Source organism: Providencia sp. PROV_01 (genome assembly GCF_053098325.1).
In genome coordinates, this window is sequence record NZ_JBRFKD010000002.1 from 2,895,322 (window position 1) to 2,910,160 (window position 14,839).

Below are 14,839 nucleotides of genomic sequence, written 5' to 3' on the forward strand. Positions count from 1 at the left end.
AATTGCTCTCATCAAAACGTTGAATGTTGCGTGTCATTAACATATCCACTCAGGGGTCAATATGTTTGGACTAACTGCGCTGGAACTTGCCCGTATACAATTTGCGTTTACGGTCTCGTTTCATATTATTTTTCCAGCCATTACGATTGGGCTCGCAAGTTACCTTGCGGTGCTACAAGGTTTATGGCTTAAAACTCGTGATCAAGACTATATAAAACTGTTCCATTTTTGGTCGAAAGTTTTTGCGGTTAATTTCGGAATGGGTGTTGTTTCTGGCTTGGTTATGGCATACCAATTCGGCACTAACTGGAGCTTTTTCTCAGATTTTGCGGGAGGTATTACAGGGCCATTACTCACTTATGAGGTTCTTACGGCCTTCTTCTTAGAAGCTGGTTTCCTCGGTGTTATGTTGTTTGGGATGAACCGTGTAGGTGAAAAATTGCATTTCTTCGCTACTTGCATGGTTGCGCTAGGAACGATTATTTCCACATTCTGGATTTTGGCCTCCAACAGCTTTATGCAAACACCACAAGGCTTTGAAATTATTGATGGGCGCATTGTTCCCGTTGATTGGTTTGCCGTTATTTTCAACCCCTCTTTCCCTTATCGATTACTGCATATGACTACAGCAGCTTTCCTTGCTGCAGCATTTTTTATTGGGGCTTCCGCCGCTTGGCACTTGCTCAAAGGCAACAAGTCCAGTGCCATGAAAAAAATGTTTTCCATGTCCCTGTGGTTGATTTTAGTTTTAGCCCCTGTTCAAGCTTTAATCGGGGATGCTCACGGCCTAAACACACTTAAACATCAACCGGTTAAAGTGGCTGCAATGGAAGGTCACTGGGAAAACAAACCCGGAGAAGCCACTCCGCTGATCTTGTTTGGTATTCCAAACCAAGAAAAGGAAAAAACAGAATTCGCTATCGAAATCCCTTATTTAGCAAGCCTGATTTTAACACACAGTATTGATAAACAAGTCCCCGCGCTAAAAGAATATGCCCCAGAAGATAGGCCTAACGTGTTTATGGTGTTTTGGTCATTCCGCGTAATGGTCGGGCTTGGCTTATTAATGATAGCGGCTGGAGTTTGGGGTTTATGGCTTCGCTACCGTAAAAACCTTTATGAGTCGAAAACATTCTTACGTTTTATGTTTTTAATGGCACCTTCTGGGCTGATAGCCATCCTTGCAGGTTGGTTTACAACAGAAATTGGCCGCCAGCCATGGGTTGTTTATGGGCTACAACGAACCTCTGATGCGGTCAGTGCACATGGTGAAATGCACATGAGCATCAGTTTAATCGCCTTTTTTGTCGTTTATGGCGGTGTTTTCGGGATTGGCTATATGTACATGATGAAATTAATTCGTAAAGGTATCGCGGAGGACGCAGCTCATGGGCATTGATTTACCTCTCATTTGGTTTGTCATCATCGTATTTAGTATGTTGATGTATATTGTCATGGATGGGTTCGATTTAGGCATTGGGATCCTTTACCCTGCGCTGAAAGACAGCCAAGACCGTGATCTGATGATGAACAGCGTTGCCCCAGTGTGGGATGGCAATGAAACTTGGTTGGTTTTAGGTGGAGCCGCTTTATTTGGTGCTTTTCCTCTCGCTTATGCGATTGTCCTCGATGCCCTGTCAATTCCATTAACTTTCATGTTATTGGCCTTGATTTTCCGTGGTGTTGCCTTTGAGTTTCGCTTTAGAGCGGATGAATCACACCGCCGCCATTGGGATCACGCCTTTATTTGGGGTTCAATTTTTGCCACCTTTGTTCAAGGAGTGGTCGTTGGTGCCTTTATCCAAGGCTTCCATGTAGAAAACCGTGTTTACATGGGGGGGGATTTCGATTGGTTCGCGCCTTTCCCACTATTTTGCGGATTTGGCCTTGTTGTGGCTTATGCACTATTAGCTTGTGGGTGGTTGATCATGAAAACTGAGGGCCACTTACGTAGCACGATGTATCGTGTTCTACGGCCATTAACATTACTGATGTTAGCGGTAATTACGGTGATCAGTCTCTGGACTCCGATGTTAAATGAGGCCGTTTTTGAGCGTTGGTTCTCTCTGCCAAACCTGTTCTTCTTTTTACCTGTTCCGTTACTGGTATTAGGCTGTACTTGGTTGATCCTAAAAAGTGCTAAGCGACAACGATTCGATAGCGTGCCATTCTTAGCGGCTTTAATGTTGATTTTCCTTGGGTTTACTGGCCTAGGTATCAGTATCTGGCCAACGCTCATTCCACCCGCAGTCAGTTTCCGTGATGCCGCTGGCCCATCCGAAAGTTTAGGCTTTATGTTAGTCGGTGCGTTATTCATTATTCCTGTTATTTTGGTTTATACCTATTGGAGTTACTATGTCTTCAGAGGAAAAATTACCCCAGAACAAGGTTACCACTGATAACGTGGCAGCCTCCCCTTGGTGGAAAAAACTCGGTTGGATGGCCATTATCTGGTTCGGAAGTGTATTGGCGCTATTTGCCTTCTCTTCCGTGTTTAAATTGATGATGACCGCAGCCGGAATGAAAGTGAAGTAATCTACCTTTCGATATGCCGTATGCTAAAAATCATACGGCATTTTTATTAAAATCAACAATTCATCACTGTAAATTGCCTCCCTACTGTTGAAAATCTCTCTTTATAAATATCCTCTTCCAATCACTCACTAGCGGTTGCAACTTACAAAGTTATTCATGATAATGATAATAATTACCATATAATAAAATTATCATTAATAAAGGAGATTGTCCGTGGCCACTGAACAACCCGTTGAAAAAAACATCTACCGCCCGGCTCCACCACAGCTCATTCAAGTCAAATCCATTACCGATATCACCCCATCTATTCGCAGCATTACTTTCACCGGTGAAAGACTCAATACATACCCAACTGATTGTGAAGGTGGGCACCTGAAAATATTTTTAGCCCCTGATTTAATCAGCCAGCCCGCACTCCCTATCCTAAGTAAAGAAGGCCGTAGCTGGCCAGAAGACAAACCTCGTCCATTTGTTCGTACCTATACCGTCAGAGCCATCCGCCCTGAAGTTAGCGAGATAGATATTGAATTTGCTATGCATGATGGCGCAACTGGCCCTGCATACCTATTTGCACGTGATGCAAAACCAGGAAATTGGATGGGGATTACCAATCCGGGTGGCCCAGACCCATTATTGCCTGCCAGACAACATTACTTCATGGCCGGTGATTCAAGTTCTCTACCCGCTATTGCCGCATTATTAGAAAAAATGCCAGCAAATGCCCAAGGTAAAGTCGTACTACGGTTAGATAGCCCAAAAGACGTGCGAGAACTGAAAAAACCTGAACACGTTGACGTAATTTGGATCTGTGGTGATATCACCAAAACAGCTGAATTAATTAGCACGTTTAAGTCTTGGGACATTCCAAACAATGATTGCGCTTTTTGGATTGCGGGTGAAGACCAAATTATTCGTGATTTGCGTCGTTATATTCGTCGAGAAAAAGGTTTTGGTCGTGATGATATCTATGCAATTCCTTACTGGCGATATGGTTATGATGAGGAAGGTTATCACCATGAACGCCATGCTGTAATGGACAACCCTGACGACTAACTTCGGTTCAAATAGTTAGCTCGCTTATTGATTATAAACTCTACTAAGCGAGCTCATATCCTGCTCCTATCTGCCTTCATCACGTTTTTAGTCATTATATTCCTCATCAATAAACTAGCTAAAATACTTTTCATTCTTACATTTGTTATGTTATAACATAATGGTTTTTATGGTCGTTATATTCACTACAAAAATAGGAAAACCACTGTGTACAAAATGGCAATTTTAAAAACCAGTCTTTATGTCGCATTAGCTCTCACTAGCTATACAGCAGCTGCTCATGGCTCACATAGTCACTCTCATCCACAATCAGAGAAAGCACTCCAAGCTTCAAAAGGGATTTTTGAAGATGCTGACGTCAAAGATAGGTCTCTTAGCGATTGGCAAGGCATCTGGGAATCGGTTAATCCATTACTATTAAATGGAAAGCTCGATGAAGTTTTAGAAAGTAAAGCAAAGAAAAATAAAGATAAAACGGTTGAAGAGTATCGTGAATATTATAAAAAAGGCTATGCCACCGATGTTGACAGCATTGGAATTGAAAATGATGTTATTGAGTTTACCCAAAACGGTGCCGTAAGCAGCTGTAAATATGACTACGCCGGTTACAAAATTCTTCATTACACTTCAGGGAAAAAAGGCGTCCGTTACTTGTTTGAATGCAAAGATGCTAACTCAAAAGCGCCCAAATTTATCCAGTTTAGCGACCATATTATTGAGCCACAGGCCTCGGGGCATTTCCACCTGTATATGGGAAACGAATCTCAGGAAAAATTATTAAGCCAACTAGAAAATTGGCCAACCTATTACCCATATACCCTCACAGATGAGCAAATCGTACATGAAATGCTCTACCACTAATCAATTGCCTCGATAAAGATTTAACCTATACCCCGCGAACAAATCGCGGGGTATATAATTAATAACAAAACTAATTAATAGTTATAAGCCAATAAGGCTTTATGGCACAATTGTGATCTCACACAATCCTCAATAGTAAAATTCACCATCGAAACCATTTCATCAGTACTAAAACGTTGTAATGCATCGGTTAACCCTGAGGACACACCTTCAGGCAAATCACACTGGGTCACATCACCATTGACAATCACCGTCACATTTTCACCAAGCCGAGTTAAAAACATTTTCATTTGCGTGACAGTGACATTCTGCGCTTCATCTAATATCACGACGGCATTTTCAAATGTTCGACCTCGCATATAAGCAAATGGCGCGATTTCCACTTTAGCAATTTCGGGGCGCAAACAATATTGCAAAAAGGATGCGCCGAGCCTTTTCACCAATACGTCATAGACAGGACGAAAGTAAGGCGCAAACTTTTCTGACATATCACCCGGTAAAAAACCGAGATCTTCCTCCGCTTGAAGAACGGGCCTTGTCACAATAATCTTATTGATATCTTTATGAATTAACGCATCAGCTGCAAGTGCAGTGCTGATATAGGTTTTACCACATCCCGCTTCGCCATTCGCAAAAATTAATTGCTTATGTTTAATGGAATTAATATAGAGTTTTTGAGCTTCATTTCTGGGCAATATAGGGGATTCATCACGACGTTCTTTTGCCATACCGATAGCTTCAATGCCAGTAAATTCAGCAAATGATGCGACGTTATTGATATCAAAACGACCTGAGCGATCTTTGCGTGATGAACGTTTCATTTCACGACGTGCCTTTGTTGCAGCTTTCTGTCTACTCATAGTATTAACCCTTCCAGGTATCAGTGATGTCAATTCAAATGACGGACTATTCAAAACAGAGGTGAGCTCCCTTCAAGCTCAAAGTTAATATCAAACATCTATTATGTGGCTGTAACTCCATGCAATAACTCGGCTAATAAAAAAACCGGTTACCAATCTCACCATGGAAATTTCATGATGGAGTGGTAACCGGTTTTGTACTCGCGTGTATAAACACTTATTTCCCATTAGTTTCTCCTGTAACAGCGATACTTTTAAACTAATGAATCTATATGACAGTAATATGACAAGCAGCAATATTTTTAGTGCCTCAATGAGTCCATGTTTTTATTGCAGTTTTCATCTGCTTTAAATATAGCGTCATTTTTTTTGATAAAGCAACATTTTTCTAACAAAATTTTGGGCGTTTATTAAAATTTTTCGTTATCACACATAAATATAAAAAAATAAAACCGCAATAATCAGTTAGTTAACTATTGCGGTTTTAAAGGATAATTAGCGTATTTTACAATTTCCCGCTAACTCAAAACCTGCGGCTTTAGCCAATTGTTCGTCAGTGAAGATGACGGCATTTTTATCAGCGATGGTATTGAAGCTAGCACAATGTGAAAAATGATATTTTTTAGAATTGCGATTACCTTTAATTTCAACCGTATTTGGTACAATAGATTTATTTTCTATTACTTGAGGCTGATTTAAAGGTGAGACTGGTGAAATATTAACACCCTCTGCGCTATTTTTATGATTTAAACTCCATTTTTTCTCCCCTGTCACAAATGGGTTATGATGGCCCATCACCTTAGCGACTCGATTATCACGCTGGATTTCCCAAGGGGTTGGAGGATATTTATTATCCCAAGCCATCAGTAACTGTTGTTGTTGACGTGACATAGATAAGTTATAGCGGTCATGCATATAGAAATATACTCGGGCTACTTGCCCTTTGGCCTCATCTCTTGGTTCAAAGACTTTTTGTTTAAAATCAACTCGACTGCGGCACATTCCGTATGGATATGGCGTATTAGCGGGTAATTGCCCAAAACTAAAATTGCTTCTATCACCATTCACCTCACCAATAGAAGGCGCTAAATTATGCAGATCGGCTTCCATTTGGCCAAAAATAGGGTCACTAGACACACAGTTTTTTCGCCCACCTTGTTGCCAACATTGTCTTTGATGACCAAACACCCATGCCGGAACAATATGCTCCCATTCAATGCGTTCGGCTCGGTTCTGTTGTTTACGCACTTGATAACCACAAGAGGCTAAATCGACTTTTCCTCCGCTTTTTCCTACCCATTCCCACTGGCACCCACAGTATATTGTTCCCTCACCTTGGTGATTTTGATCTGCATAAACCTGAGTTTTACTCAGTGCTTTGGCTTCAGTAAATGAACTTGGTGCAGAAAATGAAAAAGCAGAAAAAATAAATAATAGAATCGAAAAAACAAATTGATAATATTTGGACAAGCTAAATTGTTTCAAAATAACACCACTAATAAGAATATATTCGAAGAATTGAAATGAATGCGTTAGTTTTTCCTCTAACACATTAATGCATAAGAAGAAATATCACATATTCTAATCAAATAGTAGCATTAATGATATCAGCGATGACTCAATTTTATGGTTAACACCCACATCAGAATTTATGCAGCTTTAATAGAATATCTAACTCTTATTAGTAAAAGAAAAAAGTATGGCTTACGGATATAGCAAGAATACCAGCAAGCCATCCCTTAAAAATTACACGCTTGGTCTTTTGCGATATAGCCATAAACCAGGTAAAGAAATACCAATAGACAAGGCTCCAACAATGAAAGACGCTTTTAAGAAATTAGTCACTAGAACCTCAACTAATTCAGGATCATAGCCAAATTGCGATATTTTAACGACTGAAATCATTGCAATATAGGCACTAATACCTGGAAACATTGGGATCACGGCAGCAACAGTAAACACTTTAGGATGAGCTAACCACCAGCGCGACCACTGAATACCGATAATACCGATTAAAATTGCTGCAAGAAAACTTGCCCACTCGATTTGCAGCCCTAGTGTCATCAATATCATTCTAAAGCCATAGCCAATAGCACCTAATAAAGCGCAATATTTCAATGCCCTAACAGGCACATTAAATACCATAGCAAACCCGACTGCTGGTATAGCCGCTAGTAGCATTTTTTCACATAAGGAGAACAGAAATTCTATGCCCATTCTTTTAAACCCCAGATTGTCATTGCTAATACAACCCCAATACAGGTAGCCAAAGTAAGGAGACTCGCCATTGTCCAACGCGCTAAACCTGTATTAACATGCCCTTTAAACATATCAGCGACTGCATTAATTAATGGGAAGCCCGGAACTAAAAGCAATACGCTGGCAGCCATAGAAATCGTTTCAGTGACTGCTAAATACGGTATTTTCAGTAATAATCCAGAGACCGTTGTCGCAACAAACGCAGTGATACAAAAATTAATCAATGGGTTCATTTGATGAGAAGTTAACACTTGTCGCACATACATTGCACAGCCACTGGCTAAAAATGTAATTAATGCACTTTCCCATCCCCCTCCATTCAACTTGCTGAAACAAGCACAAGATAAAGCCACCATCAAAACCATTAACCATCGAGGATATCGCAACGGTTTAATCGATGATAATTTCTTGTGTAATTGTTTTCGGTCTAGTAAATGATGTTCGACGAGAATGACCGCATGCTGGACTTCGGTGACAACATGCATATTAATACCACGGTCAATAATACGCCGTGTTGACGTTAGGCAGCGGCCATCAATTATGGTGGTTAAAACTAATGAGTTAGATGAGATTGCACTATCAACTTGATTTGCTCCAAGTGCAATGCCCAAACGGGTTGTCAATTGTTCAACGAGCATACTTTCAGCGCCATGTTGCAATAACAATAAGCCACACTCAATACATAGCCGAGTTACCTCACGTTGCTGATCAACAGGATCATTTTGGTCTATTTTTTGTTCATTCAATGCATGCTCTGCCATCTTGCCCCCAATATTGTGACAACCATTCAGATATCATCCTAAACATGTTAATCTTTATAAATATCATAAAGACAAATATCAGCTTAAATGATGATCTCTTTCAGGTAAATCTGTGATTGAGGTAACGTGATTTAAACTATTTGGTAAAATTTGTTATGTTATTTTCTTATTTGAAGACAAAGAGTAGGATTAGCCATTCATGAGTAGCACGCTTACAGCTAAAACCCCAAAAGGCCGACGTCGTCATCAGGCTTTGATCACTGCCGCAACTGAAATTTTTCTGCAATATGGGTTTGAAGGTGCAACTCTGGATATGATTATTGAACGTGCTGGAGGCTCTCGAACGACTTTATATAAAAATTTTGGTGATAAAGAAGGGTTGTTTGCCGCTGTTATTGCATCTATGATTGATGATATTTTTCAAGAACCTAACGAAAAAACACCCTCACTAAATACGATTGAGTCCATACTTTCTTTTTATGGTTCTCGATTTTTATTGAATGTTCTTAAACCTGAATCCATCGGGTTATATCGGTTAATTTTAGGTGAATACAACCGTTTCCCTGAAATAACCCATGCATTTTTTGAGCAAGGCCCTGTAAAAAGCTATCGCTTGTTAACACAGAAATTGGCTTTACTTCCTGATGTTAAAGTAAATGAAACAACATTATTAAGTATTTCTTCACGCTACCTAGAAATGCTAAAAGCGGATGTGTTTATCACCACTTTTTGTGTTGCCGATTTCAAGCCCAGCGATGAATTTATTCAACAGCAAATTGCTATGTCCGTCGATATCATCGCCAGTTATATCCGTAAAATCAGTAAAACCACAATCGACTAAGCTAAAACTGATTGGGCTTGCTCTTTTGCAGCTATTGCATCCGTTGCGATTAAAACTTGAGGACCATACAACGCAGACAACATGGGAGCCATGCGTTCCATCTCCTCTTTATCTCGGCCATCAGGTTGTAGCGTAACAACTAGAGCGCGACAATGCTGTTCCATTGCTTCTTTTGCATCTTTCAACCAACGACGCACATATTTCATACTTTGCATATCTTCTGATGATGGTTTTTCTTTTTTAACCACTGGAGGATATATCAATACAAATTCATTTCTTCTCGCCAATAACATATCCATTTCCTCTAACCATAAACGTGTTTCATCCATAGTTGATGGAAATATATTCATCTCGCAGATTGGCCAATTTTCTGTTTTTATCATATTTTTACTCATCACAATCATCTCTGTTGTCATCATTAATTAAAGTGTACTTGAATGTACACTTTTGTATCATCCATAGTCAAGAATGATTATCATTTGTATTTTGCAAATTATGCTATTTCTGACAGTGACTAACAGGAATATTCTCAATATGCAGAAAAAGTTTATTAGTTAAAAACATTCACGTGTTCGAGTGGTGCGTTTTTGAATATGGAATGTTATTCTGACGATATTATGAATTTTAAAAGCGAAAATACGATGAAAAAAACTCTTCCAATTGCGTTTAGCCTTTTAATGGCTTTCACTGCATTTAATGCAAATGCAGGTGCAACCTGTGATACTTATTTCAAAGAAATGAATGACCTTGTTAAGCAAGCTGAAGAACAATATAAAGATGAAGCCAATGCAGGTGAACAAATTGCATTAATGAAGTCACAATTAGAGGAAGCGAAAAAAGCCCTTGCTAGCTACCCAGATGATGCACAAGAGCAAGCTTGCAGCCAAGCACTTAAAGCAATTGAGCAAGCCAAAGAAGCGGTAAAAACACCCTAGAATTGTTCGCTTTTAATAGATAAAAAAATAGCCTGCTCAGCAGGCTATTTTATTTACCGAACCACGAGAACCGAGATCTTCGCATAGGAAACAATCCCAGAAGCATTTGAACCTAATAAATGGGTTGAAATACTTGGATTGCGTGAGCCGATAACAATAAGGTCAGCATCAATAGCCTCAGCTTCTGATAAAACTTTATCTCTTGGTGAACCAAACTCCACCTTATAAGAGATTTTATCTGACGGATAATCAATCTTTTCAATAATTTCTTTTAGCTGCTCTTCAGAGCGCTCAAGTGCTTTTTTAGCAAATGAAGACAGTAAATCATAATGATAACTATAACTCATTGAAAATCTTGAAACATCTGGAACTGAGTGAAATAAGTGAATTTTCGCATCTGAAATTTTTGCTAAATAAATAGCATGTTTTAATGCGTTATCTGTTAGTACATCTTCAGATATATCCACGGGAACCAAAATTGTTTGATACATATGATGCCCCTTATTAATTATGTTGACGTTTTTATTCAAGTTATATTGTTGCGTATTTTTACAACTTGGTTATTAGGCGTAGCGGGTGAATATTTTCCTTTTTAGTCTTTAGAAGTATAGCCTTACTGCACTAAAAAAGCTGTGAAGCCCCTTACTATTACAACAAAAAATTATTCTTCTAAATGCCATTTATGCAAAATACGATGAATAAAAGGAGTTACAATTAATCCAATACTGATAATAAAAACACTTTGTAAAAATAAACCATAAATAGCGATAAAGAAACGGCCTCCCCGTGTAATTGGAGCCGGCTCAATAGCTTGCCCACTCAACATAGACAACGCATTAAGCATTGACTCAACAGCTGAATGGCCTTCAATAAAATAAAAACCGATTATACCGGGTAATAACCCAAGAAAAAAAATCAAAAGCCCGAGTAAATAAAAACGTAAAACTCTCAGAACAAAGTGTTCAACACGCAGTAATTCTTGTGAAAACTTTTCCATACTGACTCAAATTCACCTTGTTATAAGTAAGATCAATTAACTTGAGTGCTAAAACTGATTGAATTGGCAATACAAATAATGAAATAAAAAAGAACCTACCCATTGAGCAGGCTCTTCTCTAATTATTAACGTACAACCAGCACTGATGTTTCAGCGTAACGTACTATACCCGCCGCTGTTGACCCTAAAAGATGAGTTGTAATATTTGGGCGACGAGAGCCAATGACAATAATATCGGCATTAATGTCTTTTGCTGTATTAATCACTTCATCTCGTGGAGAACCAAACGTTATAGTATAACTAACGTCATCATGAGGTAAATCAATTGAATCCATTAACATTTTCATGTCTTCTTCCGCTTTCACCGTCGCACGGTCTTTTATTTCCATGTAACCTAAAGCATACGCATTAATAATTGCTGAAGAAATTGGCAAAACATGAATAAGATGAATTTTAGCACTAGATTGCTTTGCAAGATTAACAGCATGACGAACGGCTTTGCTGGTTAATTCATCTTCTGTTAAATCGATAGGGACCAGAATCGTTTTATACATAACCCCTCCTAAAATAGTTAAAATGAAGTTCTACAACAAAATTATAAACAATTACTAATAAATGTCTCTTATCCACAAAGATAAATGAGATCTCTAACTACAAATAAAGGCAGGCTATTCTCTTAGCCATGGCGTCACAGTTAAACCAATTAACATGCCTTCAGGGCTTAATAACCTTGTTACGGTTTGCCCCCAAGGCTCCATGCGATTATTAACTAATAAGACATAGCCTTCTTTCAGACAAATATCCGTGATCTTCTCGATGTCTGAAACCTCAAACTCCATCCAACTTTGCGGAGTGAGTATATTTTCAGGCCACTCATTTTGACTAAAACACGATTGGGCAGCTTGCTCTATAGGCCAAAGTGCAAAATGTTTAACACCTTCTAGCCCATCTTGCTCACAAGTTAAATATTGGCTTCCTTCTTCTATTGGCTTCAAAGGTAACTTTAACAACTCAAGATAAAAAGAATGACTTTTTTTGTAATCTGTCACTATCGGCCCAAACCCTGCAACAAATAATACATCAGAGCTATCTTGGAAAGGTATCATCCTGTGTTCCTATAACGTGATGAGCTACTAAAATTTTACCGTTTAATAAAATCGATAATTACTTTTACAAAATAAGATAATTAACCACTGACTTTATTCATTGTAGAGATCATTTTTTCAACCATTCTTTGAGCCTTCAAGCCCTCTTCTCCACTGATCAAAGGTTGAGTTTGGTTTGAAACAGAATCAATAAAATGCCGAATTGCACCATCAAAACCGCGTTGAACCAAAATGGAGTCCCAATTAGCCGGTTTTTTCTCGCTGATCCCAACGGCATTTTCACTCCACCAATGGTTCATATTGGTTATTTGATGAATACTGTCCTCAGCAATGACAACAAGTTGCTCTTGTTGGCTTCCGGCTTTGCGATGCATCGATGTTGTTAACCAACATTGGCCAGCTTGCATATGGTGCTCGGCATAAAACAATTCATCAGTATTTGTTTTGTGAATGCTACCACTGATCAGTTTTGCATTACTTTGTGCAATCCACATTATAGTATCAATGACATGCAAATAATCATCTAATAACGTAAACCTGAAGTCATTCGGCCCTACGCTATCCATACGGTGTTTATCCATACGAATAGACGCTATATTTTTAATATCTTGTTTAATTGCCAAATAAAACGGCGAGAAACGGCGGTTAAATCCAACCATTAACATTTTTTGACGTCGCGCTGCTAACTGAATTAATTGCTCCGATTGTTCAATTAACTCAGTCAATGGCTTATCAACATAGACATGAACGTCAGCCTCTAATAGCAGCTTGATTACCTCAAAATGGCTTTTGGTCGCACTGTGAACAAAAATAGCATCACATTGCTGTGCTAGTGCGTTAATACTGCTAAACAGGGGCATTCGATAACTATCACACACCAATTTTGCCTTTGATTGATTTGGAGAAAAAGCACCAACCAACTCCCAGTTTTCCTCTTTAGTTAAAATTGGTAAATACGCTTTTTGTGCAATAGAACCTAAACCAACTACACCCACCTTTAATTTTCGCATCGTAAACACGCCTGTTAATGGTTAATCTCTGCAAGAATAATCTCATTAATATCAATTAAAAAAATTTTTTTTTGTTAAAAAAACAATTTTGATGAGAAATAAATACACAATAGATTGTTTTATATAAACAAAAAATGAAAATAAACAGGGAGAGTGAATAAGTAACTGCATAAAAAAAAGGGTTGATTTCTTAAATGAGAATGGTTATCTTTTACCTCGTGAATACTTGAGTAAATCACTCAAGTTTATCACAAACGACATTGCTCACATTGCTTCCAGTTTAGCAGGCCAACTTCATATGTTGGCCTTTTTTTTATTTAAAATAATCTATTATTTTCTGCGTATTGCACTACTAAAACTCCATGATTTCAAATGCCCAACATATGCTAGGCGTTGAGTGGGCATGAAAGTCGGCACATCACCGGTTCGCATATGCAATATATCCGCAGGTGTTATCCACGATGAATTACCTTCAAATAAGGGAATACCCGCATACTTATAAGCATCTAGGACAAACTGCGAACAAAAGAAACCATTAGCTTGGTCCACATTATCGCCTAACTGAACTTTAGCTAAGGTTTTTAAGCAAAAATTACGTATCGTTTCACCAATTAACGGAAGTTCACATACTCTTTTAGTGATCATCCAAGGAGCAATCATCACAATGCCTTTATAGTTATACTTGTTTCCATTATTTTGAACTGAAAATTCGCGTAATTTTTCTGCATGTAATGATGTTAAGCCTGCTTGTCTCAATACCACCATGTTATTAGAATCTTTCACTGCTTGGTCTAAGGTAATGATCCTAACGCCACTTCCCACAGATTCAGCAACTTCGCCCAAGCCTAGATAAATAGATGCATGGCTTACTCCGCTAATACTAAATAACCGAATTCCCCATGAATTTAACCCTGTAGCAGACGATAAAAGAATATCTCCGGGCAACATATCAGAAACTGCCAACGGTTCAACGGAATCCTCAATAGGAACCGTATTTGCGTGTTGAATATTAAATTTTAAGCGATTAGTTTCTTCATCTGATTTAAATTGAGTAGAACACCCTGAAAGAGAAAAACAAAATAAAAATAGTAGGCAACAATAAAATTTCATTCTACAACACCCAATAGTGATCTTTCTTTTTAGTTTTTAATTAATGCAGATAATATCCTTTAATCTATTTTATGACTACCGTTTATTTTTATAATAAGAGGCTCTGAATGTTACGCGTAGGAATGGTGTATATTGAAGTGAGTTAATGTAAGTTAATAAGAAAAATCCAATTTTAATTAAATAGCATCAACCCCCTAGTGAATACTAGAGGGTTACATTCATTCAATTAACTAATAACATATTCTGGGTAAAAAACAGTTACTGAATGATATGTTTTCTTTTCTGTCGCTTTATTCTTTTGTACTGCAACTGCGGCATTATCTTTAGAACTTAGCGAAACACGTATGTTTTTCTTAGAACGACTTAATTTATAAGGCATACCTAACAAACGACGTGCATTATTATTACTAACCATTATCGACTCCTTAAACTACTAAATTAAAAATTCATTAAAAAAATGAACATCAAAAAACATAGTCATCGTTGACCACAAAGGCTTTTTTGTTTCATA

General features: G+C 38.3%; 19 protein-coding genes. 7 read left to right on the plus strand and 12 right to left on the minus strand.

The window, feature by feature from the left end:
- Positions 1-61: 61 nt before the first annotated feature.
- From ACU696_RS14025 to zinT, 5 genes are all read left to right on the plus strand, one after another.
- The gene (locus ACU696_RS14025; protein ID WP_109911286.1) at positions 62-1,399 is read left to right on the plus strand and encodes a cytochrome ubiquinol oxidase subunit I; all 1,338 of its coding nucleotides are present in this window, start codon (positions 62-64) and stop codon (positions 1,397-1,399) included.
- Positions 1,389-2,399 carry a cytochrome d ubiquinol oxidase subunit II gene (cydB, locus tag ACU696_RS14030; protein WP_209101416.1) on the plus strand — a complete coding sequence of 337 codons (1,011 nt, stop codon included), beginning with the start codon at positions 1,389-1,391 and terminating at the stop codon, positions 2,397-2,399. Before ACU696_RS14025 ends, cydB begins: the two co-directional genes overlap by 11 nt.
- Before the next feature lie 4 nt (positions 2,400-2,403).
- Positions 2,404-2,535: a DUF2474 domain-containing protein gene (locus ACU696_RS14035; RefSeq protein ID WP_004264009.1), complete on the plus strand. Its 132-nt coding sequence runs from the start codon at positions 2,404-2,406 to the stop codon at positions 2,533-2,535.
- A 213-nt stretch (positions 2,536-2,748) separates the two neighbouring features.
- Positions 2,749-3,588 carry a siderophore-interacting protein gene (locus ACU696_RS14040; RefSeq protein WP_004910533.1) on the plus strand — a complete coding sequence of 280 codons (840 nt, stop codon included), beginning with the start codon at positions 2,749-2,751 and terminating at the stop codon, positions 3,586-3,588.
- 216 nt (positions 3,589-3,804) lie between these two features.
- Entirely contained in the window at positions 3,805-4,449 is a 645-nt protein-coding gene (gene zinT / locus ACU696_RS14045; RefSeq protein WP_109911338.1) for a metal-binding protein ZinT, read from the plus strand.
- Between the two features lie 74 nt (positions 4,450-4,523).
- On the opposite strand, the gene phoH is transcribed toward zinT, so the two are convergent.
- The 4 genes from phoH to ACU696_RS14065 all read right to left on the minus strand — a co-directional run bounded on the left by phoH (position 4,524) and on the right by ACU696_RS14065 (position 8,329).
- Positions 4,524-5,309: a phosphate starvation-inducible protein PhoH gene (gene phoH / locus ACU696_RS14050; RefSeq protein ID WP_004910528.1), complete on the minus strand. Its 786-nt coding sequence runs from the start codon at positions 5,307-5,309 to the stop codon at positions 4,524-4,526.
- Between the two features lie 495 nt (positions 5,310-5,804).
- Positions 5,805-6,779 carry an endonuclease gene (locus ACU696_RS14055; protein WP_419181534.1) on the minus strand — a complete coding sequence of 325 codons (975 nt, stop codon included), beginning with the start codon at positions 6,777-6,779 and terminating at the stop codon, positions 5,805-5,807.
- Between the two features lie 276 nt (positions 6,780-7,055).
- A complete protein-coding gene (locus ACU696_RS14060; RefSeq protein WP_004910523.1) occupies positions 7,056-7,526 on the minus strand; it encodes a threonine/serine exporter in 471 nt (156 codons plus the stop codon).
- Positions 7,517-8,329 carry a threonine/serine exporter family protein gene (locus tag ACU696_RS14065; protein ID WP_004910522.1) on the minus strand — a complete coding sequence of 271 codons (813 nt, stop codon included), beginning with the start codon at positions 8,327-8,329 and terminating at the stop codon, positions 7,517-7,519. Before ACU696_RS14065 ends, ACU696_RS14060 begins: the two co-directional genes overlap by 10 nt.
- A gap of 199 nt (positions 8,330-8,528) precedes the next feature.
- Between ACU696_RS14065 and ACU696_RS14070 the strand changes: the two genes are divergently transcribed.
- Complete coding sequence (locus ACU696_RS14070; RefSeq protein WP_004910519.1) at positions 8,529-9,170, plus strand: TetR/AcrR family transcriptional regulator; 642 nt, start codon at positions 8,529-8,531, stop codon at positions 9,168-9,170.
- Here ACU696_RS14070 and ACU696_RS14075 read toward each other — a convergent pair.
- Entirely contained in the window at positions 9,167-9,565 is a 399-nt protein-coding gene (locus ACU696_RS14075; protein ID WP_231136489.1) for a hypothetical protein, read from the minus strand. The genes ACU696_RS14070 and ACU696_RS14075 overlap by 4 nt on opposite strands.
- A gap of 246 nt (positions 9,566-9,811) precedes the next feature.
- Between ACU696_RS14075 and ACU696_RS14080 the strand changes: the two genes are divergently transcribed.
- Positions 9,812-10,105, plus strand: a complete 294-nt coding sequence (locus ACU696_RS14080) for a DUF5339 family protein (protein ID WP_036958707.1) — start codon at positions 9,812-9,814, stop codon at positions 10,103-10,105.
- Positions 10,106-10,158: 53 nt separating this feature from the next.
- On the opposite strand, the gene ACU696_RS14085 is transcribed toward ACU696_RS14080, so the two are convergent.
- The 7 genes from ACU696_RS14085 to sra all read right to left on the minus strand — a co-directional run bounded on the left by ACU696_RS14085 (position 10,159) and on the right by sra (position 14,743).
- Positions 10,159-10,596, minus strand: a complete 438-nt coding sequence (locus tag ACU696_RS14085) for a universal stress protein (protein WP_004910514.1) — start codon at positions 10,594-10,596, stop codon at positions 10,159-10,161.
- Positions 10,597-10,766: 170 nt separating this feature from the next.
- Positions 10,767-11,102 (minus strand): hypothetical protein, encoded by a 336-nt coding sequence (locus ACU696_RS14090; protein ID WP_004910512.1) that lies wholly within the window; start codon positions 11,100-11,102, stop codon positions 10,767-10,769.
- A 125-nt stretch (positions 11,103-11,227) separates the two neighbouring features.
- Entirely contained in the window at positions 11,228-11,656 is a 429-nt protein-coding gene (locus tag ACU696_RS14095; RefSeq protein ID WP_004910510.1) for a universal stress protein, read from the minus strand.
- 114 nt (positions 11,657-11,770) lie between these two features.
- Complete coding sequence (locus tag ACU696_RS14100; RefSeq protein ID WP_004910509.1) at positions 11,771-12,208, minus strand: hypothetical protein; 438 nt, start codon at positions 12,206-12,208, stop codon at positions 11,771-11,773.
- An 80-nt stretch (positions 12,209-12,288) separates the two neighbouring features.
- Positions 12,289-13,218, minus strand: coding sequence for a Gfo/Idh/MocA family protein (locus ACU696_RS14105; RefSeq protein WP_109911283.1), 930 nt, complete (start codon positions 13,216-13,218; stop codon positions 12,289-12,291).
- Between the two features lie 330 nt (positions 13,219-13,548).
- Positions 13,549-14,328 carry a YaeF family permuted papain-like enzyme gene (locus ACU696_RS14110; protein ID WP_196718502.1) on the minus strand — a complete coding sequence of 260 codons (780 nt, stop codon included), beginning with the start codon at positions 14,326-14,328 and terminating at the stop codon, positions 13,549-13,551.
- Positions 14,329-14,554: 226 nt separating this feature from the next.
- Positions 14,555-14,743, minus strand: coding sequence for a stationary-phase-induced ribosome-associated protein (sra, locus tag ACU696_RS14115; protein WP_004910503.1), 189 nt, complete (start codon positions 14,741-14,743; stop codon positions 14,555-14,557).
- Between the last annotated feature and the right edge of the window lie 96 nt (positions 14,744-14,839).

Coding starts and splice junctions, on each gene's coding strand:
- ACU696_RS14065 (WP_004910522.1), bottom strand. CDS start 8,329: ATGGCAGAGCATGCATTGAATGAACAAAAAATAGACCAAAATGATCCT.
- ACU696_RS14080 (WP_036958707.1), top strand. CDS start 9,812: ATGAAAAAAACTCTTCCAATTGCGTTTAGCCTTTTAATGGCTTTCACT.
- ACU696_RS14100 (WP_004910509.1), bottom strand. CDS start 12,208: ATGATACCTTTCCAAGATAGCTCTGATGTATTATTTGTTGCAGGGTTT.
- sra (WP_004910503.1), bottom strand. CDS start 14,743: ATGGTTAGTAATAATAATGCACGTCGTTTGTTAGGTATGCCTTATAAA.
- ACU696_RS14110 (WP_196718502.1), bottom strand. CDS start 14,328: ATGAAATTTTATTGTTGCCTACTATTTTTATTTTGTTTTTCTCTTTCA.
- ACU696_RS14060 (WP_004910523.1), bottom strand. CDS start 7,526: ATGGGCATAGAATTTCTGTTCTCCTTATGTGAAAAAATGCTACTAGCG.
- ACU696_RS14075 (WP_231136489.1), bottom strand. CDS start 9,565: ATGAGTAAAAATATGATAAAAACAGAAAATTGGCCAATCTGCGAGATG.
- ACU696_RS14070 (WP_004910519.1), top strand. CDS start 8,529: ATGAGTAGCACGCTTACAGCTAAAACCCCAAAAGGCCGACGTCGTCAT.
- ACU696_RS14090 (WP_004910512.1), bottom strand. CDS start 11,102: ATGGAAAAGTTTTCACAAGAATTACTGCGTGTTGAACACTTTGTTCTG.
- ACU696_RS14025 (WP_109911286.1), top strand. CDS start 62: ATGTTTGGACTAACTGCGCTGGAACTTGCCCGTATACAATTTGCGTTT.
- phoH (WP_004910528.1), bottom strand. CDS start 5,309: ATGAGTAGACAGAAAGCTGCAACAAAGGCACGTCGTGAAATGAAACGT.
- ACU696_RS14085 (WP_004910514.1), bottom strand. CDS start 10,596: ATGTATCAAACAATTTTGGTTCCCGTGGATATATCTGAAGATGTACTA.
- cydB (WP_209101416.1), top strand. CDS start 1,389: ATGGGCATTGATTTACCTCTCATTTGGTTTGTCATCATCGTATTTAGT.
- ACU696_RS14095 (WP_004910510.1), bottom strand. CDS start 11,656: ATGTATAAAACGATTCTGGTCCCTATCGATTTAACAGAAGATGAATTA.
- ACU696_RS14105 (WP_109911283.1), bottom strand. CDS start 13,218: ATGCGAAAATTAAAGGTGGGTGTAGTTGGTTTAGGTTCTATTGCACAA.
- zinT (WP_109911338.1), top strand. CDS start 3,805: ATGGCAATTTTAAAAACCAGTCTTTATGTCGCATTAGCTCTCACTAGC.